Origin of the sequence: Vibrio pomeroyi (assembly GCF_024347595.1) — a bacterium.
Taxonomy (GTDB): domain Bacteria; phylum Pseudomonadota; class Gammaproteobacteria; order Enterobacterales; family Vibrionaceae; genus Vibrio; species Vibrio pomeroyi.
On record NZ_AP025507.1, the window covers coordinates 1,319,498 to 1,342,099 of the forward strand.

Sequence of the window (22,602 nt, forward strand, 5' to 3'; positions counted from 1 at the left end):
GTTATGGCCTCGCGTCCAAAGTTATATTGTCCAACCAAACTGCGGCGGTGTTTGCGTTTGTGTTTATATGAAAGCCTTTTGCCCACGTTACCACCGTTGCGGTATCTGGTGACTTTGCGCTATAGGTAATAGCGGGGACTTTGTGAAAATCACATACAATTTCATCCCAAAAGCATTGCGCCACCACGCCTATATATCGGTGAAGTCTCCCACCATAAACCCACAAAAATTGCTTACAGGGCATTAACTCATCGCTTGATTGCTGATAGATTGGTAAATCTTCTGACTCGGCCAAAATTAAGCGCGTGAACTTCGAGTTATTGCCCACCACTTCAAACGTGATATAGGTTTGAGCGTTTGATGACTCGCTACCTGTACCGCCATTAATGCGAACGACTGGGGTGCCGGAAATTACATCTAGATTCCCTTTAATCGGTCGGCCTGCGTCTAGGTTGTTTGGTACTAATTGCAGAATAGAGCCACTAATCAGCCGGAACCCGTCTGCATCACGGTACACTTCGGCACCGGCTGCGCCAGCTTTCCAACCATCACAAAAATATTGACCGGCACTCAGTACACCGTCACTTTCGTTGGCTTGGTTAATCTTGCCGCGAGGGTTAATCAGTAGATTTTCACTACCGCCACCGTTAGCCACATTTAAAACTTGATACGTCACTGTCATTAGTTAATTTCCTCAATGATTCGAACGTCTACAGTGGTACGTTCGAAGTTCGGACTGATTTGGGCGTAAACCGCCCCCTGCACATCGAGCTGTAAAGGAACGCCAACTTCAACCGGCATTTTGTCATTCATCGAAGTGCTTAACGCGCCGATGTAAATCTCACCGCTTAAAGGCTTTATTGTTAAGCTTCGGCGGTTGCGGTTAGCCTCAATCAGCATCTTTTCGCCTTTGAAGACTTGAACCATTCTCGACTTGATTTGTGTTGCTCCAACCGGTGTTAAATCGGTTCTAGCTCGGCGCATATCGGCAAAGCCAGAATAGAACTCAATAGCCGTTTCAAATTCGCTGCTAATTTCAATGTTGAAATAGTCACGGTCGAACTTGAGTGAATCGCCAACGGTTAGATCAACTTCTTCGCTCCAAGTGTCATCGATACCACGAAAACGAAGGTGTACTTGTGCACCGCTTAAAAGCTGAAAGATTCGCCCTTGGCCTGTGAATGTGTAAATGGTCGGTCTTGCTATTACTTTGTTAATCGCCATGGTTACACCTACTTTTTAAAGGCAATGATTGCGACAGCTACCGCAATTGCAACGGTGGTGTACATCATGTTCTTGTTAGCGTCTCGCGCTGTAGCTGCGTCACTATCAAGCGATAAGTTCTTAGCCACACCTAAAGCGGAATCTGTTGCACTTTCGGCTGATTGCATCGCTTCACGGCCAAAATTTAAAGCGTCTTCAAATACGTTCGTGCTGCTATTAATCGCCGCTTTGGTAACCGCTTCATTCACGTTTAGAGCTTCTTCACCAAACGAAAAGGCTTCTTTGCTGTTTTCAAACATCGCCTCTAACGCTTTGTTGACTGCGCCCCCGTCAGTCATGTTGATGGTCGAATCTTTAATACCCGACATTACATGCCCCGACATATCACCATTGAACGCCGCGCTGTTACTTTCGTTATTGGTGGTCGTGTTGTTGGTGGTACTGTTGGAACTCTTGGAACTACCGCCCATTAATCACCATCCTTAATATGAATTCTTCACCGCGCTTTTCCGCGAGTTGGAAATCACATCCATTTGAATTTAAAAAGCGTTGTTCACCACGCCTTTTTGTATGAACTCGAATTGAATGGGCTTTGATTTGCTTGGCTAACTCGATAATGATTTGGCTTGCGTTCTTGAGCTTGTGAACCCCATTAAACGCGATCACAACCAATTCTTTATCTTCTGTTCTCACTAGCATGTAAGCCCCGTCTAGATGGAAAGCAAAAGCACGACCGGCTTCTACTTCTGCGCTAGGGTCGTAACCGTCTAGCGCATCAAGTAGGTGAGGGCGTGCTAATTCCCATGGCATCGAGTAAAAGTTATTTCTTCGACTTATACACATACAGCCCCACAGCGACCGCGCCGGCAATCAATGCCCAACTCGGTATCCCGTTATTCGAACCGAAGTTATAAGAGGCCGCACTAAAACCACTGTTATTTGTGGTGTTGCTTGTACTGGTTGCGGTAGATGGTCCGGCGCTTCCGCCTTGTAAACCACCGCCACCGGTCAAACTTGTCATAGCTCCAAACATGCAGCCCCCTAACTTTTAGCGATCAAAACTGCGCCAACCAAAACCACACCACCTAACACAAGGTAAGTCACCGGTACGCCAGCGACATTTGTAGCCGCTGGTACTGGTGCTGGGGTAGGGTTAGGCTCTGGTGCGACAACTTCGGGCGTATTGTTGACAAGGTTTTGAGAAGTACCGGCAAAGTCTGCGCCTTGCTGAATTGCTTCATATTGAAGCCAGTAATTCATGCCCTTATCGAACATATCGCCGCCGCTGCTCATCAAGCCACCTAAATCCATGTAGCCCCCTTACAGCCCTTGCTGAACGTCTAGGTACTCGACCAACACGTTAAAAGCCGTTGCTTCCGTGAGATCCATACGGATGCGGAAATCTTGAACACCTGCAAGAACTTGAGCCTGTGCCGTGTCGTTCTCTTTGATGAAATCAAGCGTGAATTTGCCAGTAGTTGGGACGCGGCCAGCGTCTTTTTGGATCTTCGCTTCGAGTAGCTTCTCCGCTTGGAAAGCGATATTGCCGTCAACTTCTAGCTCTGCGTGACTCACCTTGTCTGTCATTAAGTGAATAGCAGCGATACGAGCTGAAGCCGGAGTCGGCAATTTATCCAGTTCATGAACGCCCGAAGTCGCGTAGCTCACTGGGTAAGACTTCAACTTAGTGATGTAACCCATCGGCGCGTCTTGGCCTTGTAGTGCATGCGCTTCTAGTACTGGGTTCGTTGCGGCTGCATCGATATCAATGCGAAGTGCCAGCGTTGAAATATCGGCAGTACCTAGCGCAAAAGTACGTTGTTGAAGTAGGTCGTCTAGCTCTGGACGTGCGAAGTGAAGAACGATAAAACCGTTTTCTGCTTTACCACGGTTAAAGTGACCATTGATAGTGTCTAGCTCCACACCGTCTTTGTGCGTTTGGAATACTTTGCCGTTCACTTCCATGCGAATGTTTTTCAACTGCGCAAGGGTCACGTTCGTGTATTTCAAAATGATCTGGTGATAAGAAAGACCACGCGGTAGCTCTAGCGTAGCGGTAGAACCTGCGGCTACATTAGAAATAGACGGTAGTTTTTTTAAACGTCGTGCCATTAGAAAATTCTCCTATCTAATGAAATTTAAATAAGAAAATCGCTTACGGATTGACTACGTTTTTAACTGGCTGGATGCGGTTAGCAACGGCCATTGTTACTAGCGCAATGCCAGCAGTAATCAGATATTTTTTCATGGTGTAACTCCGTGTTAATAAAAGCTCAAGTGAGCAAGGACACGGCAATTAAACGGGGTTATTTGGAATGGTTTACAAACACTTATTTGCAATGTGTTTGGAATAAATTTGAAAGGTTTCAAAAAAGAGCCCCGATTAACGGGGCTTTTTGCTTGCTGTCCACTTTTTACCGACTTGCAGTATGTGTTGATACTCTTCGATATCGTCAATTGTCTTCCACGGTATGCCGGTTAAATCTTCCAGATACCGCGCTGACTTGGTGGTTTTCTGCATCATAATCACGCAGGTGTGACAGTTATCTATCATTGTTTTAGATACAGATTGCCCACGCTGGAAGCAATTAATGGTATGAATATTAAATTTACGTCCCATCCCTAATAGCTCCTCATGATAAGGGGAGGTCTTTTGGGTATTCATGCTATTTGATGCTAGTTCTTCACATATAACCTTAATTGGATGTGAGTAACTCCCGTCACCAATTGCCCATATTAAGCGGCAAAATTCGTCTAGGTCTTTCCATTTTTCTTTCCGCCTTTTATTTGGGTGCCACGCAATTTTAAAACTTTGCTTTGTTTTTCGAGCTGCGAACACCGCTTGAACGAAAGTTTCAAAAGAACGGTATGTTCTGACCACCGTACTCCCTATTTTTATGCCCGTATAATCTCCTAATGGATCAAATATAATTACTCTGTCACTTGGCTTAATAAGCGTGTTCTGGGTGTGGTAGGTTTTACCGCTACCACTCATGCCAGCAATCCAAACGTGACCATTTTTTAAGTCGTTGTTTGGGTTCTTAGGCTGCAATAGGTTTGTCCTCTGCTAGTTCTGGGTTCTGCTCCGGTTCTTGTTTCGCTTTTAGGGCTTCAAGCTCTCGCAGCTGCTTAACCTGCATGTAGCCACCAAACGCCAAAGAGCCAACCGCAAACAAGGCGATCATTTCTTCTTTGTAAGGTTCTAGCCATTCAGGAAGCTGACCACCATTTTTAGCCAGTGCCGGCGCGACTGCTTCGGCTGTGGCTTGTTTCTCAGCATCGCCCAAAGAGAAAGCAGGGTGAGCCATTTGTTTTGTAATAGCTTCGACTGTGTTTAGCAGCATCAAAGCGGTTGCTGTTGCGCCTTGCATATCGAGCGCATCGCTGGCCGTTTCGGTTGCATCATCGGTAAACGTTGCGCTGTCACTCTCAAGTGATGCGATAAATGCGGCTTCATCTTCGCTGTAGGTTGGTACTTCTAGTTCTTCAACTTCCATTTCGAATCCTTTTCAATTTTGACTTTCAAATCATTCCAAACTTTCTCACGGTGGCTTAAATCACGTTCACACGCTTCAAGAAAGGCATATTCAGCGTTTAACGTGGTACTGAAGTTATTAAGCTGCTTTTTCCATTTGATAAGTTTCTGGTACTGACGAACGCCATAATAAATATTGAACAGAAACCACAAGCCAAAAAAGCCGATCATAAAAAACGTCACAGCTACCCCCTAAGACTTAACAGGCCAAACACACCAAGAACGCCAGCAATCACCCATGGGGCTTTGCTGCTTTTTTCCTTTGGTGGTTCGGTTGGTTTCGGTAGCTTGAATGTTTCAAGCTCGGCTTGTGCTTCTTCTTTCGATTTGTGGTTAGCGAAAGAGGCTTGAACGGGTTCACCAGTGCGCTGGTCTAAACCGCAATTACATTTGGCATAGAGAAAACGCGCGCGCTTTCCTTGGCCTTGGAAGATGGATTTTAAAGATAGGCACTTTTTACAAGCTCTAAAGCCGATCGGTTCGCGTGTATCACTCATCGGTTGCAGCCTCCGTAGCTTGAGGGGCTAGGGTAGACAGCTGCTTTTCGAGCTCATCGAGTTTCTTTGCTTGGTCTTTAATCAAGCGGCCTTGGATGCGGCACAATTGAAAAGATTGGTTGAGAGGTTTTAAAAACGTTCCAAACCCTAGAGGGGGTTTAGCGTTGAGGTTTTCTAGATACTCACCTAATGCGGTTTCTAGCTGTTGGTACTTTTCTAATAATAGGCTCATGGCTTGTTATCCTTAACTGACGTTATAGAAACAAGTCTTAGGGTTTTTACGAATCATCGGTGAAAAATGATACAACAAATTGAATATATCGGATAGATTTAAATCCGATTTGAAATAATTAGAGGCAATGCCATATGAGTAATGAACTCCAGCTAAAACAAGTAAGGCTTGTACTTGTTGATATGACGATAACGATACAGATAAACCAAAGGTCTATTGAATATTCCAATGAATACACCGCTTTTGATTTTGATGTAGAGACCAAAGAACTGACTGCACCGAATTTCAAATTGATTGTGAATAATTCTAGTGATGTTGAAACACTCGCTAGATGGTTTGAAAGCTTGTACCTGTAATTCTCTCGAGGCCTTAAATCTTGCCTTTTCTTCCTGCTAGAATCATCGCGTAGCGATAGGCTCTTAGAATCACGTCCAACTAATCCCCACCCGTAGAATCACCATTCCTTTGTTGTGTTTCGTCCACAGGCACACAAGGCCGCAAGTCGCTTGCGACTAAGAGAGGCCGCTTCATTAACTTATCCCCGAGTTTCTCGGGGTAATTATAGTTCTTCTATATATTTATTAACTGTTAAGAAAGGTTATGCCATTAAAATCTCGTGGTATGCCTTAAACCCTAAAACCTCTTATGCACTACATAATAATAACTCACTGCGTTAGCCTGTGGGGTGTGAGTAGTTTCCTGAATACAGATGTAGAAATGTGGACAAATGCGCCCTGTGGATAGGTTTACAGCGTGAATAAATGGAGTTTGGAGCTAGATATAAAGTAGGGGGATCGCGTTATTCTCTACGGGGTGTAGATTATGCAGAAAAGCCACAAGATTTGAGCCTGTAATTGACTATGCGGTCAAATTGGCTGTCGGTAAGTTCGCGGTCTTCACCACGGTCTATCATGCGTTTCATGATGATTTGAACGGCTCTAGAACGGTCTGTAGCCTTTGCCACAACCTTTTTAAAGCAGCCCTCTGTGATTTGCTTGATGCGTCTTTCGATTGTGCCTTCCCACAGTGTATTGCGCACTGTGATTAAACGCTCTTTAAGTGTCCATCCTGTTTTTGCTTCTGCTTTCTCATCAGCGGTTTGAAAGGCTGTGATAAGCTTTGTTCCAGCCGTAGGACCAGCTAGTAAACAGAAATCATCTTGAACGACATAAACGTTATTAAGTGGGATTCCGTCTTTATCACCAACCACACCAGCGTTCTGTACATTTGGGTTTTCGCTGTCTGTGAAAGCAGGGCGTATAACACCCATCTTAATCATTAGTGAAATAATACGTGACACTGTAGCTTGATTGATGCCGATAGATTTTGCGATTTGACCTTGAGTACCGTTACTTGAGAAAGTACGTGTTTCTAGGCAGACGTTAGCAACGATCCACTTACAAACCTCAGTGAAGTTATTACGGCGGTTTTGCTTTTGGAATGTATCGATACCGTGATACTTGCGTAGACGGTTTATAATAGAGGCTTGAGTTAGTGCGCCGTTCTTAGAGAAGTATCTAAAGACATCAGCTTTACCTTTGTGTAAGTAAGGTGAACCACCGTCAGCGGCTTTCTTAGCTGCTGCTTTGTTGTACTTGGTGAGTTCTTGCTGGTACGGCGTGAGTTCCATGAAAGGTTATTGAGCCTCTAGCACTTTTGTAAGGCGGTAAAGCTCATTTAGAGCACCACGGTAGTAATTAGCTGATGCTTCTTTTCCGTGCTGGCTTAAAGATGGGTTCGATTGGTAATCGTCACGGTGTTTTTCTAACACTGCCATTCGGTCATTAATTATATCGGTAGGGGTTTTACGTTGATTTGACATGGTTCTAATCCTTTTTTAATAAGTCTGGTCAATACTTAAAGCCTTGGAACATCACTTTTCTTTTCAGACAGCCCCCGTAAAAGCTTCGAATCAATTAGGGGGCTTAAAGGATGTTCGCAAAGTCTCCCGACTTGACGAAGTAGATTAAAGATCATTTTGAATTTGAATGATAGTCAGTTGTTTATCACCAGTGACGTAATCTATCCTTAGTTAAGAGGTGAAAACATGATAACTACACTAGAACTGCTCAACCGATTACGTGTTGAAAAACAATTAGATAGCGATAGACAGGTCGCCAAATACTTAGGATTAAGTCAGCCTTCGGTTCAAAGATGGCGTCACGGCGGCACAATGAGCGATGATATAGCGTGTGAAATAGCAGAAACATTGGGGTTAGATGTAGATTTTGTTTTGTTAGCTATTATTGCTGAACGATCAAAAAACGGGCGTGCTATTGAAGCATTAGAGCGATTAACCGAAGATAAAAAGACTGCATAATCAGATAGGCAAAAAGTAAGGGTATCTAATTGATTTAGTTAAGAAAGATGCCTTTATTTTTTGCCTATCCCACTGCGTATTATGTACGTTATGTTAAATATGTTGGGTTAATACTTAGGTTCATGCCTATGGTTAAATCAGTCACTTACCTACTATGTCATTCACTTCCCATTTTTAGTGATGAGGCTACGAGTAGCTTCATAAGTTAACATTATGCTGTTTATGTTAGGTTCATATAGATATGGTATTTAACAGTATGCTTATTTACCATAAAATAGCTAATATCCATAAATATTGTTGCTCTGCGAATGCTTAGCATTCTTGGACAACAATATTTTGGTATTACCATGTTCCCCGATTGTATTGTGGGTTACAAATGTATTAGATAGAAACTTGTTTAATCTGAGTGTTAACTTTTGGTTCAAAGTGAGTTGCGAACAACACCCTCACCTTAAATACCAGACGTAACATATAAAAATGTCCTGCTTTTCTACTCATTTAGTTGTTTATGCTTCTTAAGTGCTTTCTGATCTATCTATAATGCTGGTCAGCTTGTTAACCTTATAAGTCACAACTTTCGAAAAAACTTAAATTATCTTGGCATCTGAGAAAGCACGTGACAGAGATTTAATCTAATACCTTTGTCCAATTCTTTGTCTGGTGCTTGGCAACCGCAAAAGTTCATTGTATTTCGGCTCAATTTCTACTGATTGACTATCATAATGAGAGTTACGAATGATGTCCTCCTTTTCCCGCATAGCTTCAAGCTTAGTATTCCATGAGCATTTATAAATCGCTAATCTCTCAAACTGTTCTTTCGCACACCAATCGAATCTAGTGTTTTGCTAGTTAAATAGGTAAAAAAAATAAATAACGATATAACTCTAATTATTTTTTATGTGTAACAACTTTCCTGATTAAGTTTTTCTTAATTGTCATTAACCAGTTTATTAATCTGTTACAGTGTAACCGTATGTAGTCATTGTGCCACAGGAATCGCTGCATATGCTCTCATTAAAAGTTTATTTAGCCCAATATTTGGCATTTATTGGTTTTATGTGCTTAGCTAATTGTTAGGTAGAAGTGTTCTTTGGGTTTTGTATGCATAATGTTACGGTTTTACGTTACGATCTTTCACGCCTTTTCGAAGTAGAAAAGCTTCAGTGTCATTTCTTTGAACTCACAACGACTAGAAGTGTCGTGGTGACCAAACAGATATCTCAGCCCCGATTATTTGAGGGCTTTCGTTAGGGTTATGACGTACACAAACTTACATATCTCACGAAACGGACAGCGATCACACGTTATGATCGATAACGTGACGACTTTACCGTCCATTTTCGTTGCAAATTATGGAAGAAATGAACTAAGCAAAAAAAGTTTGGGGACTCAGGAAAATATCCTTGTTTCATTGCGGTTCTTCTACGTCTACTACTATAAGAAATATAAGCAAACCTTTGATTTCGACTTCTATCAACGTAAGTACAACATTTCAACTTTTATCCATGAGATTGATGGATTCTTCAATTACCTACTCGGTAAACAACATCGTAAAGATAACGAAGATATTATTGCTCTCGTGCACTTAGATACTCCTATCTACAAAACAAATAAGGTCACCTATGGCAATCATATAAGAAATGTTGGTCGCTTTTTTCGGTATCTCAATTTTCGATACATGAACTTAAAATACCAAGATGTATCCCCAGTAAGAGCTCACGAGATAACTACTGAAAACTCTAAACAGCTTGATGAAAAACTACGTACTTTCAATCGTATAGAGGTATCTAAAAACGAACCAGCCAATAGGTATAAAAGTATCTCGGAACAGCAGAACATCGAGCTGAACAATATGCTTATCCCCTCTACCCCAGCTTTTACTGATCTGGAAACTGGTGAGCATTTTGAAGAAGTGATCAACCCACAGAACCCATTTAAAGAAGGGTTTCTTCAATATCGTAATTATCTTATGCATAGGTTGATGTATACCTATGGTTTGCGTGTCGGTGAAGTCCAGTTGATTTCGTTAGACTCCATTGGGGAGACGCTACCTGATTCACGCGGGAAGACTCGATTCATCCTAATTGTCCAGAACTTACCTGATGGTGTGATTGACCCTAGGAAGAAACCACCGTCTATAAAGACGCAACACTCATATCGTCAGATCGAACTTACTGATGATGACTTCATCTTATTGACGATTTTCATTGAACAATATCGTACTCCTTTGTTTAAAGAACAAGGTATCGAAGACCATAAGGTTCTGTTCGTCAAGAGCAGAGGTACGTTAGCACCTATATCTTACGATGGGGTACGCACCCTTTACAGAGACAAGATTGACCCTATTTTTATTGCCCATTACCCATATTATCGGGCAAAAGGCAAAATGAATATTGATTACATGGTTACTTTGACTCCCCATGTTGGGCGACATACATGGGCGTACATCACTCTTGAGTTCATCTACAACGAAATTCTGAAAGAAAGCTTAATGATGGCTCGCGATTACGGCATTCGAGCGAGGATGAACGGCGAAATGGATGCTGCTGTAGAAAAGCTTCGCAAACTAGGTGGCTGGTCTGTGAAGAGTCAGCTTCCTTTAATGTATGCAAAACGATTCGTTGAAATAGTTAGTAACGAGAGCAATATCAGACGAACAAAGCGAGCGGATTGGCAGACAGCTATACCAGAAAGAAGGGTTTCGCTACATAAAGTGGAATCACCAGATAACTCATTAAAAGATGATGGATACGATGATGAAATCCCGTTCGACGACTTATTTAACTAATAACTCTGCACAAGAGCCGAGTCCATTGAAACAGAAGTCTTCCATGTTCACCTCTGAGCAGCTTCAATGGATTAAAAATATCGATCTACCGTCAAGGTTGCTCCTCGTGAGTGCAACGGAGTTTGATGACCAGTTTTTGAGCCTGATTCCTAGTGATTGGCGCTACAGATTTTCGGGTGATAACAAAGCCATCCTTTTCAGTAGTGGTTCGCATTTTCGTAATCTTTTGCCAGAAACAATCACCCTCATAAAATACTTAACTCTTGAATATATCAAGGAAAATTCTGCAGGAGTTGCTGATAAATTCGCAATTTTAATTGCTAGAACTTTTACCGAGATTGAAGAAGTTAGACGCGAGAGTCTTATTGAAAAGTTACAGCAGCTTGTTTTCAAAGTTGGCAGAAATCACTCGGACAATAGCCAGTTCTACTACACACTATATGCCTTACGCAAACTCGAACGTAGTAAATTCTTTAAATATACTGGTGTTAAAGGTGACCTCGAAGATTTGTTACTCAAAGTTCCACGCCCTCGAAACAGTAACTGGGGACGTTACCAAAACCTAGACCTCGTTATCCCTGATGAGGTATGCCTAATGATCGAGAACGGTGTACAACAATGGTCATCCAAATTATGCCCGAAACTAGACAACAAAGAACTTAAGCTTACCCACATAAAAAAAGTTAAGAAAGCCGCCAATCTCGATGTTTTAAGAGACTGTATAATTATTGGCATAGTCTACTATACGGGAGCAAGACCAGTTCAAATCAATAAAATGGCGGGAGGTGACTATGTGGTGGACACTGAAAATAAAAGAGGAATGCGCTACTCGTTGCTAGTGCCATATGCCAAGAAGACAAAACTCACCATCGACCGAATTCGGGTTGCTATTCCAGAAGAGCTTGGGAAATTGGTCAGTTTGTATAAGTATCTAAGTGGTATTGGAGACGAAGAGCCGTTGTTTTCTTCCAAAGTTTCTACAGTAAAAATGGTTGATAAGTCTATTAAGAGCATGCTTCTCAAATTCTCTCCCAAAGATATTCAAGAGGCAGTGTGGACTGATGGTTACGTGCTACCTGTATACCCAGCGAGTCTGTTTCGCCATAACGTAGGTCATTCTATGGCAATGAATGGTGCGAGCGCCCCTGAAATTGCTTACATCATGGGACAGTCTACCTTTACTGTTGCTGACAGATATATCGCAGCTACCCCAGAAATATCTGACATCCGTGAGCAGGCTTTAGGTCGAAATCCTGTGTTCAAAAACATGCTCGCATTGATGTTGACTGGAAATCTAATCCTGAGTAATGAATGGCAAGATCGTCGGGTTGCCGCATCAATTGGTGGCAAATTACACCATCACATCGGTGGCTGCAATTACGAAGAAAATATTTGCCCTTTCTCCCAAGGTCGTGGGTGCTATGGGTGCCTGTACTTTATGCCCTTTATTGACGGTAACCATCAGGCAGTACTCAATTCATTTTTTGATGAACTAGACGAGATTCGTAACGTTGCTGATGATGCTGGATTGCTACACCACCCGCTAATGACAGAGTTAGTACGTCGGAAAGATCATGTAGTTCAGGTAATGGCTCGCATTAAAATGGTTAAGAGCAAGGATGAAAGCGAATAAATGGCACGGGAAGTCACAACTCTAAATAATAAGTATGCAAAGAACTTAGTCGCGTTTATTGACAAATATAAAGCTAAATTCGAGGAGGAACTTGCTAAACATAATGCAGTTGGGCAATTGGACTGGAATGCAGGTTCTTGGCCTTTTGGAGAGAAAGGTGTTGCATGGTTAAAAGAAACTAAAAACCACGGGGTTAAATGGGAAGAAGTTTCAAAACGCATGAAGGGTCTCACTAAAGTGAGCATATCCATCGAGTTTCAAGACTTTATGCGTGCCTACCACATGTATCAGGTTAGCACTTCCGATGGCACATTATCGGGTTCAACACTGGATAAGCCATTGCAAGTCATGAAGCGCTGGTATTGGGAGATGGTCCAAACAAACGGTTGTACTCATCCAATGCATCTGACTGCCGACATCATTCATGCAGCCATGGATCGTCACTATGATAATTCGACTAGTCCTTCCAATGTTAGTGACTATTGTGATGTTGCCGTAAGTATTATCAAACGGCTCCGCCAATACGACCTGTTTATGGTGAACATCGAAGTCGAAAATAAACATGAGTCTCGTAATACTACTGTTGGTACAAACGCAAGAAAGAAGGCTGAACAATTAAACCCAGATGACACTAACGATAAAAAGCTTATCTCAATCCGTGCTTTTATGAGTGTCATTGAGTTGATGGCACTAGCTGAAAACGATTATCAACGTATCTTCTATAATATGTTGTTACTTTGCATCATCTGTGGCTTCCGCTTCCAAGAGTATATGACGATGAGGATGGATTCATTGGTTAAAAGGGAAATCACAGATGAGAGTCAACGCCAGCACGCTATTGACAACGGCTGGCCTACTTACAAGCTAGGTATCGAATATCTTGGTGCAAAAAAATCAGGTTGGCGAATTCACTGGCTTGCACCAACCTCTTATCCAATCATAGAGATGATCTATGAACAGGTTGAAGAGTTAACCGCAGGGTTCCGTGAGACAGTAAAAGGCTTAAGGGAATCTAATTTCACCAATTTTTTGCCTAGTAAGATTTATGAACTGCAAGATGAATGGATTGAGCAAGATGAACTCTTTGGAATTATGTTCACTGGTACGGGCGGTTCACGTAAAGACGTCGGTGTAAGTATTCGTTCGTCAATTTTAGAATATGCTGGTCATAAGCCTAATGTCATCCCTATTGATAATAATGAGAATAATTGGTATTTCACCAAAGGGCAGTTGAATGATTACGTCTATCGTCGTTATGTCAAATCTAAGAATTTCACGCATGGGCACCAGTGTGTGTTGTCGGTAAAAGATAATGGTGACTGGGAGCATTTCAACTACGAAGACTTAATGTTCATTGTGCCGAAAGGTGCTTTTGGTATTGTTCAAGATTTTGTTTCATTACAGAACATAGTTCCTCTGGATGAGCATTCGGTTGAGACATGGTTAGGTAGTCCCGATGATACCCGTAAATCTATCTTCGATTACTTTAATTTATTCGAGGATGATGGGGCCCGAATTAAGCTTAAAAAGCACGTACCAAGGCATAACATCAATACTTTCTTAGCTATCGCAGGCGTGACTGACCACATCCAAGCTATCTTGATGGGCCGTGTTGATATAACCCAGAATAAATACTATCAGCACCAAGCCCAATCACAGTCATATCAAACAGCTTCATTGGCAGTGACTATGCTAGAGAAAGCTTATGAGGAGAACAAAAAGACTCTTTCAAAGGATGATCAGTTATCCCTCTTTGATATCGTAGGTGAACCCGCACTTCAGCCTGATCCTACTGCACCAGCAATACATAAGCCACCTAAGTCGTTGGTTAATCGCCGGTTGGCTGCCTTTGCCAGAACAGCTAGATCTATCAAGAACACAGGCGTTGCTAATGTTAAAGCATCTGCTTCAATGGCAGTAAACCCTCACCTTAGCGATGAGCATAACCTTAAGCAGAATATGCAGACTTTTGGTGAAACAACTGCTGAAGTTACAGATTACATAGCCGGTGCAATGTCGCATAAGTTTCTCCCAGAGCTTAAAGCCGCTCATGACAAGCTAGTGCAGCAAGGCTTAGCACAAAAGGCGAAAGAACTACTAGAGCGACATGCAAAACTTCACCCTCTCGGGTTCGGTGGTTGCACACGTGACGTTGCTCGCTGGGGCTGCCCTCATTCAGTGAAATGTCAGTCAGGATTACCATGTGCTTACTTCACTCTTACAGGTCGCTTGGGGGAAGCTGAAGAAGCATCTCGACGTCTGACTGTCAAGAAAGATGAGATTATTGTGCTTCGTAAATTAGCTGAAGATGACCCTAATTTCAAATTCGCTTTAGAAGAGCAAGAAGAGGCTCTCCTTGTGCTGGAAGCTTTGGAAGCTGATGCCATCGAGACTCATAGAGCCAAGAAGCTAGTAGATATCATATCGGACGATATGGACAACCCTTTTAGGCGAATCGCTGCGAGAATTAATGACCAAATGTTAGTTGGTAAGACCCCTAAAACCCTTGCTGACCTGTTCTTTATCGAACAGAAACGCTTGGAGATAAATGCTGCAAAGAAGGAAGAGAATAATGGCTAAGACACCACGGAGTAGAAATGCTGATGACAAAGTAATTCAAGGGGCGGAGCTTACTTATTACATTAAAGCTGAACTGCAAACCATGCTTCGAGAGGGGCTTGAGAAGTCCCCTATCCAACCAGCTACACTCCATGCACGCCTTAAGATCAAAGGTATCATCAAGGGGGGAGTTAGCACCCTGACTTCCCGGAGGGACATCATCAATGACTATAAACTTCGGCAGCATAATAATCATGAGGATGGTAAGCGTGAATTAACCACCGAAGAGAAAGACATGCTGGCTAATGGGCGAACAGGAGCTGCCTATATAAAGAAGGCTAACCGCCTTGATTGTGAGCTTAAAGACTTCAGGGCAAGGTATGAGCGTAACATCCTAGCTGTCACAGACATCATCGAGTATGTTGATCTACAGAGTCCTATCAATGTTGAGGATTTACTTGCTGATCATCTAATTCGGGAATTAGCAGAAAGGAAAAGAAACAGCAAATAATAAAAAGAGTCTTGGGTAAGCAATGATGGAAAGCAGTAACTGACGTTTGTTGAGCCAACGTTGTGTAAACTTCACAACTGAATATGACGAAAGAGAAATCAGATCACCTAAATATAGAGTATTCTGCTTACATGCTGCAATCAAAATACTCAAGAATTATGTTCTTATTTGAAGACAAAATTACCAAACATTACTGAAATTAGAATAATTTGGATCTACGCATTCTTCTGGAATATTAACTGTATTCTTTAAGTGTTCTTCCAGTAATAACGGCGTATTAGCTCTGATCTCATCCATGCTGTTATAGATTGTCATACCATCACGAATAAGTTGGCTTGAACAAGATTCGTGACACCAATCCTTGTAGTTACCAACAATGAATAAATGGTGCTTTGCTCGTGTAACAGCAACATTTATCAGGTTAGGCTTACTGTTTACCCACTTAATGCCACCTGTGGTTCCCCTAGCCTTCGATGCGGCCAAACAGAAGATAACAACAGATGCTTCTTTGCCTTGGAAAGTATGAACGGTGCCAATGTTATCTTTTATAAAATCAGCGACTTCAGCCCCTCCTTTACCACCGAGTTGAGCCGCTTGGTGCATCCATTGTTTGTTCAAAGGCTGTTTGTATAAAGATTTCCAGTTACTCTGAAGTTCATTCTTCATGTGAGTAAAAGGTGTAATTAGATAAATACCACCTTTCGCCATATTCGGCTGATTTTCAACAAGGTAACGTACTAATTCAAATGCAGAATCGGCTTCAGTATGGTTATTGTAACGCTGGCGTTTAATAGAATCTTTACTCTCAACCACGTTAAACCAGCCTGAAGAAATAGATTTCCACTTGTAAGGTACTGTAGCTATAACCATTTTATTATCGTAGGCAATACTATTAGCAATAGAGAACATTGGTTCTGTACAGCGGCGGTGAACTAACAAAGGCAGTCCAACCTGTCGTTGGCCTATCAACGCTTTTATTGGTCCGGCTCTATCTGCTAATAACTGAGCTGAAGACTCGCTAACAAGGAAGCAGTCACCCCACGAGGTTTCACCATCTTTGTTGGATATAGCAATAAAATCAGATGCAATACCTCTGTCAATTTCGCCTTGCACTGGAACCACAGGTTCAAGCTGAATAGGATCCCCAACAACCATAGCCTGTTTGCAGCGCTGGAGTAACCCAACGACATGATAATTAACTGACTGTCCCGCCTCATCGAACATTGCTAAGCCTATCGTTGCTTTCTTTTGCATTAAGCGGAATTGGCTTTCTACTGATGATAGCGATGTCGACATTACTGGATACAAAAGGAATAAAAGCCCCCACAATGTTTCATGGTTAGGAGTGTTTTCATGACTTTGATATTTACCGTTGATGAGCTGTGGTAACAATTTGAAAGTATTATGATGCTCAGCTGCATTTAGCTTTATCATTGCCTCGTTAACACGCAAGGCCGCAACGAAAAGCTCACTTCTGAGCTGATTGATACCCTTACTGCCAATTGGTGATAATTGTTGGATACGGGCTTCAGCATCATGGTTTTCTTCATTACCCTGTAACCCAAATGCAGCCTTAGTAATTAAATGGCTACATGGGTCTATTCCCCATTTATCAAAATTACTTGAGTTTAAATCTTCTAGCGCATCACTATGGTTCTTAAGCAAAGTGTTAAAAACATCCTTTGCATCTTTATACTCAGCTTCTAACTCATGTTTCCAAAGCTCTGATTTCCACCAAACCTGTGCTAATTTTTGTAAAGCAGTGAGGGATTCTAGCCAAAGTTTTTCATCTAGTTGGCACCATTTTTTGATGAACTCTTCAACTAACAGTTCATCATCAGCTACTTTTTCAAGTGCTTCACTCAAGGGTGCTAAAAATCCCATATGTGCTTTTAAGAATTTTTGACTGGACGCAATACCTTGAATAAAAGCAGAAATTTTCCCTGTTGCTTTTAATTCCCCAAAGTAGTCGTTAAGCAGGCTCTGAGCTTCATCCAGAGATTTTTCTTTCAGCTGATACACTAAAGGAGACAAACCAAGGTAATTACTCAACCCTTTTAGGTATCGTAATAACTTGTTTAACTTATTGTCACAAAATGCTTTTCTATTGCTACTGTTTCCTAGTACAGCACAGAACATACCCCATTCATCACTTTGTGATTGATGGCGGAAGTAACCGATATCATCGCGATATGATTCATGAATTTTACCTAGAGCTGGTAATTCCATTGATATGTTTTCGACCGCTTTGTTGTTACTAGATGCAACAACAATTGAAGCATCTAGTACAGCTTCCAGCGCGCTATCAGATGCCAACCAATCCTTATCTTCAGATTCAGCTTCAAGCAATTTAATTGTTCTAGTAACAAATCGGTCAGCGATAACATCTTTGAGTAATGTCGTTTTACCAGTACCGGGAGGGCCGTTAACAGCCACGATAGGGTTATCAATTTTCTTTGTCGCTAAGTTTACAGCGCAAGATTGCAATAGACTCAAGCCATAATCCGGATTTTCAGGCCAGCGACCTTTAAAGAAGCCTCTAGTCATATTATGGTACTTATCAGCGTCTTCTCTCGCAGAGCCAAGCATCACTTGGTCATCATTACCGAGTAAATATTGGTAAAGCGCTGGAGACAATGCATTCTTGGCAGATGTGTTACCGATTTGTTCCGCAATATAATTCAAATCATCGGCAAAAAATGGGCCTAACTGATTTTGCTCATTCCCATCAGGGTAATAACAAAAGCGCCAACGAAATGTAGTGATATCTTCTAAGTGAGGTTTAATCTTGCTAGGGTTTATCGCTTCATCGTACCTATCTTGCTTGTTTAATTCGACAGCTTTAGCATACTTCTCCATGAATTTTCGTGATTCATGGGTTGGCCAAAACTCTCTTGCAATACAGCGATTTATTTCAATGATTGCCGACTTTAACTGTTCTGTAGTCAGAGGCTCTACCGCATCAGTTTCAGGATTTTTTTTCCCAGAAAGATGTTTATTTAGCAGCTGATCAATTGATTCAAAACAGGTATTAACCCAATCAGTTAAAGTCATATTGGCAGGCACTGAAGACCTACATCGTCGATAAATAGTACGGATAGTTGCAAGGTTAACGACTTTGTCTTGATCTTCTTCGGAAAGTTGCCAAGTTAGATATTTCTCACCTGTAGAATCATGAGTATTTAAGGTTGGAATTAAAGCGACACCCAGTAAATAGCTTTTAGGAGTTACCGTATTAGGATGTAAAGGCTTACCGTTTTCGCCATCCTCATTTTTGAACAAATATCCGGCACGATGGCACTGAAACATCACAAACAGTTTGCTGTCTTTCTTAATCGCAGGAAATGGTTGTTCATCATCCAACCACTTTTTATCAAAATCATCAGCAGGTTCGCTAACAATGCCTTTCTTGAAATCATAAGGGCATTCTGGAATATCAAATAACTCAAAATCCAGCCAGTAATCCAGTACAGAGAGTATTTGAGAATCAGTTAACAACGATTGCTTATTCGATGTGAATTGCTGTACAACGCCCCTATTACTACTTGCTGCTTCTGACTTGTTACTCGAATGCTCAGATTGACGGCCAAACAATGTTTTTACTAATGCTTTCAGAGAGAAGCGCATCCCTGTTCCTTCTTTTGTGACTAATGTTTGAACGCCAACCTAATGTGTACGAACTTACGAATAGAAATAACCTTAATCTATCGATTATTTCAAAAAGGTTATTTTATATCAATAGTTTAAAGCTATCTCTATTCGTGTGCGCTTATGCCGAACGTGTACTAAGCTCTTCAATCATCATAGTTTCATGATCTGCTATGTTTTTAAGCCCCTCTTCACTCCCTACTCCCCATTGGCCATAGCTCATCATAAAGATCTGTTTAAGGCTCTCGACAGTTGTTGCTTTCTCGTAATGCTCTTTCTTTGCTGTCGGCAAATAGTTACTTAGTTTAGAGTTGTTATGGCGACTTATCAGGCAAAGGTTACCAAAACTATCCACGCCCATTGGTAACTCATCAGATTTATTTATTGGTTCACTACCCAGTGGATTCTGTGGGAAATAATGCTCAACCGACGTTCTGAAAGAAAAGCTGAACCCTGCAACACGCTTGCGTACATAATCCATGTTTACACCTGAGAACGACTTACCTTTCTTGAGCTGCTTCCAAAGCTTGTAATCAAGTCGATTAAATATAAAGTTCTGAACTCCAGTACCTTGATTTAAATACGTACGGTCAAGTTTTACCTCTTGTAGCTCAACATCAGTGAACGTTAGTTCGTAATAATCAGTATGTTCAGCATCAATAGTTAGTTGTCCAAATCGTCCAAAGAAGAATCGGTCACTTAAATGTTCTAGGAAGGCCGTATACTCAGATGAGTCAACATCGCCACTTTCTGACGAATTTTCATAAAGATAGTGTAATGAAGCATTCAGCCAATGCTTATAGACAAGAGTAGGAAAAGACACATGAAACATTGAAAGTAACATGATCAATTGCTGATTGTGGTCTTCGGAAGCACTGTTGGTATAACTAAAAGTACGCTTTTTATTTTCATAAAGTTTCAGCGTTTTTAAACTCCAGTCTTCATCGTTCTCACGCTTGATAATGTAGCGATCGAATAACATACGACATTTCAGCAAGTTGAGGGAAAACTGGTGAGCGTTGGGCTTTTCATCTGAAAAGATCTCCAACAGTCGTTTATCATCCAAAGGGATGTCTTTTTTCAGTGTAACGCGCAGTACATGAAGTAAGAAGTTCGAGAAATTGATAACGGAACCAAAAGTACCTGTTTCCTCATTCTCATCGGGAGAAGATACCTTTTTTGCGTGAAGCTGAGGGGTTGCGATGATGTCAGCCATGGTTCTTACTTGATTATTGGTGCTCTCTGCTTTTATTTGCTGGCACAGAACCTCAAAACTCTGAGGAATGTGATTCCAATCTAAACCAAACACATGACTTCTGATCTTAGAATGAATCCCTAATTGAACATAGCGATTCATTTCCGAGCAAGCATCCCATACGCTTGCAAACGCATTTCTCTCATCATCATTGATCAGTTCAGACATCAATCGTGCTTTTAGGACTTCATGCTTTTCGAGTTGTTCTCCACGGTTATTCATGATCTCAAAGTAATGATTCAGATCTGTATCTTCAGGAACGATCACCCGTAGAATTCTCACGTTGTTCAGCAAGTAATCACTAAATTGTGCAATATCCTTTATGTGATTAGACAGGAAGCGTTTTGAAATTTCATAAGCAGATCGAATGTTTGCTTCTTCAAGTTCATCCCCTCGACGATTAGGCTCGTTAAACAGCTTTCGTAAGGTTTGAACAGATTTAGGGCGGCTATCAAAACCAAGATTCAATTTTTGAATATCTGGCAGTATTGTCGAAAACTCATTCTTTAACACTGATAGGATGATACTAAGTGTAGTGTGCCGTTGTTGCCCATCGATTGTCTCATATCGATTATCATCGCGTTTATAGGCGACTAGACTACCAATGTAATAAGTGCTTTTCCCTTTACTTTTTGAAGCAATATCCCACACATCTTGAAGGAGTTGTTCGACTTCAGGTTCCCCCCATGCGTAATTACGCTGATAGATTGGGATAATATAATCACCTTGTTGAAAGAGCTCGGCAACTGACAACTCTTGAATGCTTTGATTACTGCTCACTTTGTACATACCCCAAGGCTTTAAACATCTCGATTAACCCGTCAATTTTTGTCCCTTTAATATCGGACTCGTGTACAGGTTCAACGGCAAAAGAGAAGACTTCATGAGGGTGAAGCGCTTTCTTTATAACCTTGAATATTCCCTGTTTTTCCATTGCAGGGTTATCTATCGATTCAATAACAACACGGTGCTGTACCAAGCGGATGCGATAGCTCCAAACGAAACATAGCAATGCCGCTTTTTCTAATTCGGCATCGCCAAATTTGTCATAATAGTAAAGCACGGCGCAATAGAAGAGGTTTCGGACATAATGGTCGCCTACCCGGTTACGACCTTTGTAGCTTGTGATGGTTTTCAATATCTTTGTCAGTTCAGGCTTTTCATCAATAAATAGGTTCTGGTAGGCCTTTGTATAGTGTTCAATGTATTCGAAAAATCTCTTGCCGTTGAGTATGGTTTGATCAACCAAGAATGGGTAAGGCATCATCTGTTGATCCCAATGGCGCACGCGGTCGGAGTTGTACTCATCAACCATATAGTCCATAGCCCTTAAAGATTCTGCATAACGATAAGTTGCAGAACTTAAGTTCACACCTTTGAATACATCAATGTTATTACGGGTAAAGTATTTACCTTGTTCTCCTTCAGACCAACGTCTTAGTCTGAAAAGAATATCGCTCATGATCATTTGTAAACTAGGCGCTTTGTTGTCAGGGCTAACACCGCTCTCCCAACTATCAACACACGCTAATCTTTCTTGCTCACTATTAACGGCCATTTCACGTAAATGGAAAGCTTTTAACAAGTCGTAAGGTGCAAGTGCCTTACCTCGGGCATTTTGTGAATCAAAGAATTGGAAGGCTTCACTCAAGTCATCAAGCTTTACACTTATTAACTCGCACTTATGCAATAGAAATTCGACTAACTCTTCACGGTCGGCTTCACTGAGTTGTTTCAATCTGCTTTGAATAATCGCGGCATTGTGCTGAAGGTTTCTAACTGTAGTCGGAGAATCAAAGTTATGCTCTAGCAATGTAGGGTTACAGACACGTTTATTGTCAATTAAGTTACACAGTAACGTTAATGTCAATAAACGCTGTTGCCCATCAACAATTGAAAGTTGTTGAAAAGATTGAGATTGGTTTGCTTGTTCTTCATGAATAACCACTGTCCCAAGGCGGTAACTGCTTTTATTACGATGACGTAGCACATCATCGAGTAGTTGATTGACATGTCTTGCGTGCCATTTATATGGGCGCTGATAATCCGGGATCGTCAAAGGGAGTTCGAGCATATCTTTGATGGAAAATACTTGTTTATCAATAATTGCCATTTAACTTAAATCCCCCCTTTCGGTGTCTGAGTGGGTATACATGTATAAGTCCCACATATTCCGAGTTTATCCTATCATGGATATACATTCTTACGCTTTTTAATATTCAATTAACTGCATTCGAGGTGAGTGTTTAGTAGTTGTTATTATTGATATATCTAGGTCAAAATAAATCTACTAGAAGCTTAGATTATTGATGTCGACTCTAACTTGAACGCTGTTGCTCAACTAACGTATTCCTGTCTAAAGTAATAGAGATTATTTGTAATCTTTTAGAATCAGTGGTT

At 41.4% G+C, this 22,602-nt stretch carries 23 protein-coding genes; 6 read left to right on the forward strand and 17 right to left on the reverse strand.

Annotated features, from left to right (window positions below):
• Window position 1: 1 nt before the first annotated feature.
• The 12 genes from OCV12_RS21920 to OCV12_RS21975 all read right to left on the reverse strand — a co-directional run bounded on the left by OCV12_RS21920 (window position 2) and on the right by OCV12_RS21975 (window position 5,488).
• Entirely contained in the window at window positions 2-682 is a 681-nt protein-coding gene (locus OCV12_RS21920) for a hypothetical protein (protein WP_261886138.1), read from the reverse strand.
• Window positions 682-1,224 carry a hypothetical protein gene (locus OCV12_RS21925; RefSeq protein ID WP_261886139.1) on the reverse strand — a complete coding sequence of 181 codons (543 nt, stop codon included), beginning with the start codon at window positions 1,222-1,224 and terminating at the stop codon, window positions 682-684. The genes OCV12_RS21920 and OCV12_RS21925 overlap by 1 nt, the downstream gene beginning before the upstream one ends.
• Before the next feature lie 8 nt (window positions 1,225-1,232).
• A complete protein-coding gene (locus OCV12_RS21930) occupies window positions 1,233-1,694 on the reverse strand; it encodes a hypothetical protein (protein ID WP_261886140.1) in 462 nt (153 codons plus the stop codon).
• A complete protein-coding gene (locus OCV12_RS21935) occupies window positions 1,684-2,034 on the reverse strand; it encodes a hypothetical protein (RefSeq protein WP_102353479.1) in 351 nt (116 codons plus the stop codon). Before OCV12_RS21935 ends, OCV12_RS21930 begins: the two co-directional genes overlap by 11 nt.
• A 10-nt stretch (window positions 2,035-2,044) precedes the next feature.
• Window positions 2,045-2,257 carry a hypothetical protein gene (locus OCV12_RS21940; protein ID WP_017112114.1) on the reverse strand — a complete coding sequence of 71 codons (213 nt, stop codon included), beginning with the start codon at window positions 2,255-2,257 and terminating at the stop codon, window positions 2,045-2,047.
• A gap of 8 nt (window positions 2,258-2,265) precedes the next feature.
• A complete protein-coding gene (locus OCV12_RS21945; protein ID WP_261886141.1) occupies window positions 2,266-2,535 on the reverse strand; it encodes a hypothetical protein in 270 nt (89 codons plus the stop codon).
• A gap of 9 nt (window positions 2,536-2,544) precedes the next feature.
• Window positions 2,545-3,336, reverse strand: coding sequence for a major capsid protein P2 (locus OCV12_RS21950; RefSeq protein WP_261886142.1), 792 nt, complete (start codon window positions 3,334-3,336; stop codon window positions 2,545-2,547).
• A 271-nt stretch (window positions 3,337-3,607) separates the two neighbouring features.
• Window positions 3,608-4,276 (reverse strand): type IV secretory system conjugative DNA transfer family protein, encoded by a 669-nt coding sequence (locus OCV12_RS21955; protein ID WP_261886143.1) that lies wholly within the window; start codon window positions 4,274-4,276, stop codon window positions 3,608-3,610.
• The gene (locus OCV12_RS21960; protein ID WP_261886144.1) at window positions 4,266-4,721 is read right to left on the reverse strand and encodes a hypothetical protein; all 456 of its coding nucleotides are present in this window, start codon (window positions 4,719-4,721) and stop codon (window positions 4,266-4,268) included. Before OCV12_RS21960 ends, OCV12_RS21955 begins: the two co-directional genes overlap by 11 nt.
• Window positions 4,703-4,942: a hypothetical protein gene (locus OCV12_RS21965; protein ID WP_261886145.1), complete on the reverse strand. Its 240-nt coding sequence runs from the start codon at window positions 4,940-4,942 to the stop codon at window positions 4,703-4,705. Before OCV12_RS21965 ends, OCV12_RS21960 begins: the two co-directional genes overlap by 19 nt.
• Before the next feature lie 2 nt (window positions 4,943-4,944).
• A complete protein-coding gene (locus OCV12_RS21970; RefSeq protein WP_102353485.1) occupies window positions 4,945-5,256 on the reverse strand; it encodes a hypothetical protein in 312 nt (103 codons plus the stop codon).
• A complete protein-coding gene (locus OCV12_RS21975; protein ID WP_102353486.1) occupies window positions 5,249-5,488 on the reverse strand; it encodes a hypothetical protein in 240 nt (79 codons plus the stop codon). Before OCV12_RS21975 ends, OCV12_RS21970 begins: the two co-directional genes overlap by 8 nt.
• 134 nt (window positions 5,489-5,622) lie before the next feature.
• Here OCV12_RS21975 and OCV12_RS21980 point away from each other — a divergent pair, with 134 nt between their 5' ends.
• Window positions 5,623-5,844 (forward strand): hypothetical protein, encoded by a 222-nt coding sequence (locus OCV12_RS21980; RefSeq protein WP_261886146.1) that lies wholly within the window; start codon window positions 5,623-5,625, stop codon window positions 5,842-5,844.
• A 464-nt stretch (window positions 5,845-6,308) separates the two neighbouring features.
• On the opposite strand, the gene OCV12_RS21985 is transcribed toward OCV12_RS21980, so the two are convergent.
• Both OCV12_RS21985 and OCV12_RS21990 read right to left on the reverse strand, forming a co-directional pair.
• Window positions 6,309-7,118 carry a winged helix-turn-helix domain-containing protein gene (locus OCV12_RS21985; RefSeq protein WP_102535744.1) on the reverse strand — a complete coding sequence of 270 codons (810 nt, stop codon included), beginning with the start codon at window positions 7,116-7,118 and terminating at the stop codon, window positions 6,309-6,311.
• 6 nt (window positions 7,119-7,124) lie between these two features.
• The gene (locus tag OCV12_RS21990; protein WP_261886147.1) at window positions 7,125-7,310 is read right to left on the reverse strand and encodes a hypothetical protein; all 186 of its coding nucleotides are present in this window, start codon (window positions 7,308-7,310) and stop codon (window positions 7,125-7,127) included.
• A gap of 225 nt (window positions 7,311-7,535) precedes the next feature.
• Between OCV12_RS21990 and OCV12_RS21995 the strand changes: the two genes are divergently transcribed.
• From OCV12_RS21995 to OCV12_RS22015, 5 genes are all read left to right on the forward strand, one after another.
• A complete protein-coding gene (locus OCV12_RS21995) occupies window positions 7,536-7,808 on the forward strand; it encodes a helix-turn-helix domain-containing protein (protein ID WP_017112013.1) in 273 nt (90 codons plus the stop codon).
• A gap of 1,318 nt (window positions 7,809-9,126) precedes the next feature.
• A complete protein-coding gene (locus tag OCV12_RS22000; protein ID WP_261886148.1) occupies window positions 9,127-10,596 on the forward strand; it encodes a site-specific integrase in 1,470 nt (489 codons plus the stop codon).
• Entirely contained in the window at window positions 10,565-12,229 is a 1,665-nt protein-coding gene (locus tag OCV12_RS22005) for a site-specific integrase (protein WP_261886149.1), read from the forward strand. The genes OCV12_RS22000 and OCV12_RS22005 overlap by 32 nt, the downstream gene beginning before the upstream one ends.
• A complete protein-coding gene (locus tag OCV12_RS22010; protein ID WP_261886150.1) occupies window positions 12,230-14,809 on the forward strand; it encodes a hypothetical protein in 2,580 nt (859 codons plus the stop codon).
• A complete protein-coding gene (locus tag OCV12_RS22015) occupies window positions 14,802-15,299 on the forward strand; it encodes a hypothetical protein (protein ID WP_261886151.1) in 498 nt (165 codons plus the stop codon). Before OCV12_RS22010 ends, OCV12_RS22015 begins: the two co-directional genes overlap by 8 nt.
• Before the next feature lie 180 nt (window positions 15,300-15,479).
• Here OCV12_RS22015 and OCV12_RS22020 read toward each other — a convergent pair whose 3' ends face one another.
• The 3 genes from OCV12_RS22020 to OCV12_RS22030 all read right to left on the reverse strand — a co-directional run bounded on the left by OCV12_RS22020 (window position 15,480) and on the right by OCV12_RS22030 (window position 22,315).
• Window positions 15,480-18,926 (reverse strand): DEAD/DEAH box helicase, encoded by a 3,447-nt coding sequence (locus tag OCV12_RS22020; RefSeq protein ID WP_261886152.1) that lies wholly within the window; start codon window positions 18,924-18,926, stop codon window positions 15,480-15,482.
• A 142-nt stretch (window positions 18,927-19,068) separates the two neighbouring features.
• Window positions 19,069-20,982: a DUF262 domain-containing HNH endonuclease family protein gene (locus OCV12_RS22025; protein WP_261886153.1), complete on the reverse strand. Its 1,914-nt coding sequence runs from the start codon at window positions 20,980-20,982 to the stop codon at window positions 19,069-19,071.
• Window positions 20,972-22,315 carry a DUF262 domain-containing protein gene (locus tag OCV12_RS22030; RefSeq protein WP_261886154.1) on the reverse strand — a complete coding sequence of 448 codons (1,344 nt, stop codon included), beginning with the start codon at window positions 22,313-22,315 and terminating at the stop codon, window positions 20,972-20,974. Before OCV12_RS22030 ends, OCV12_RS22025 begins: the two co-directional genes overlap by 11 nt.
• Between the last annotated feature and the right edge of the window lie 287 nt (window positions 22,316-22,602).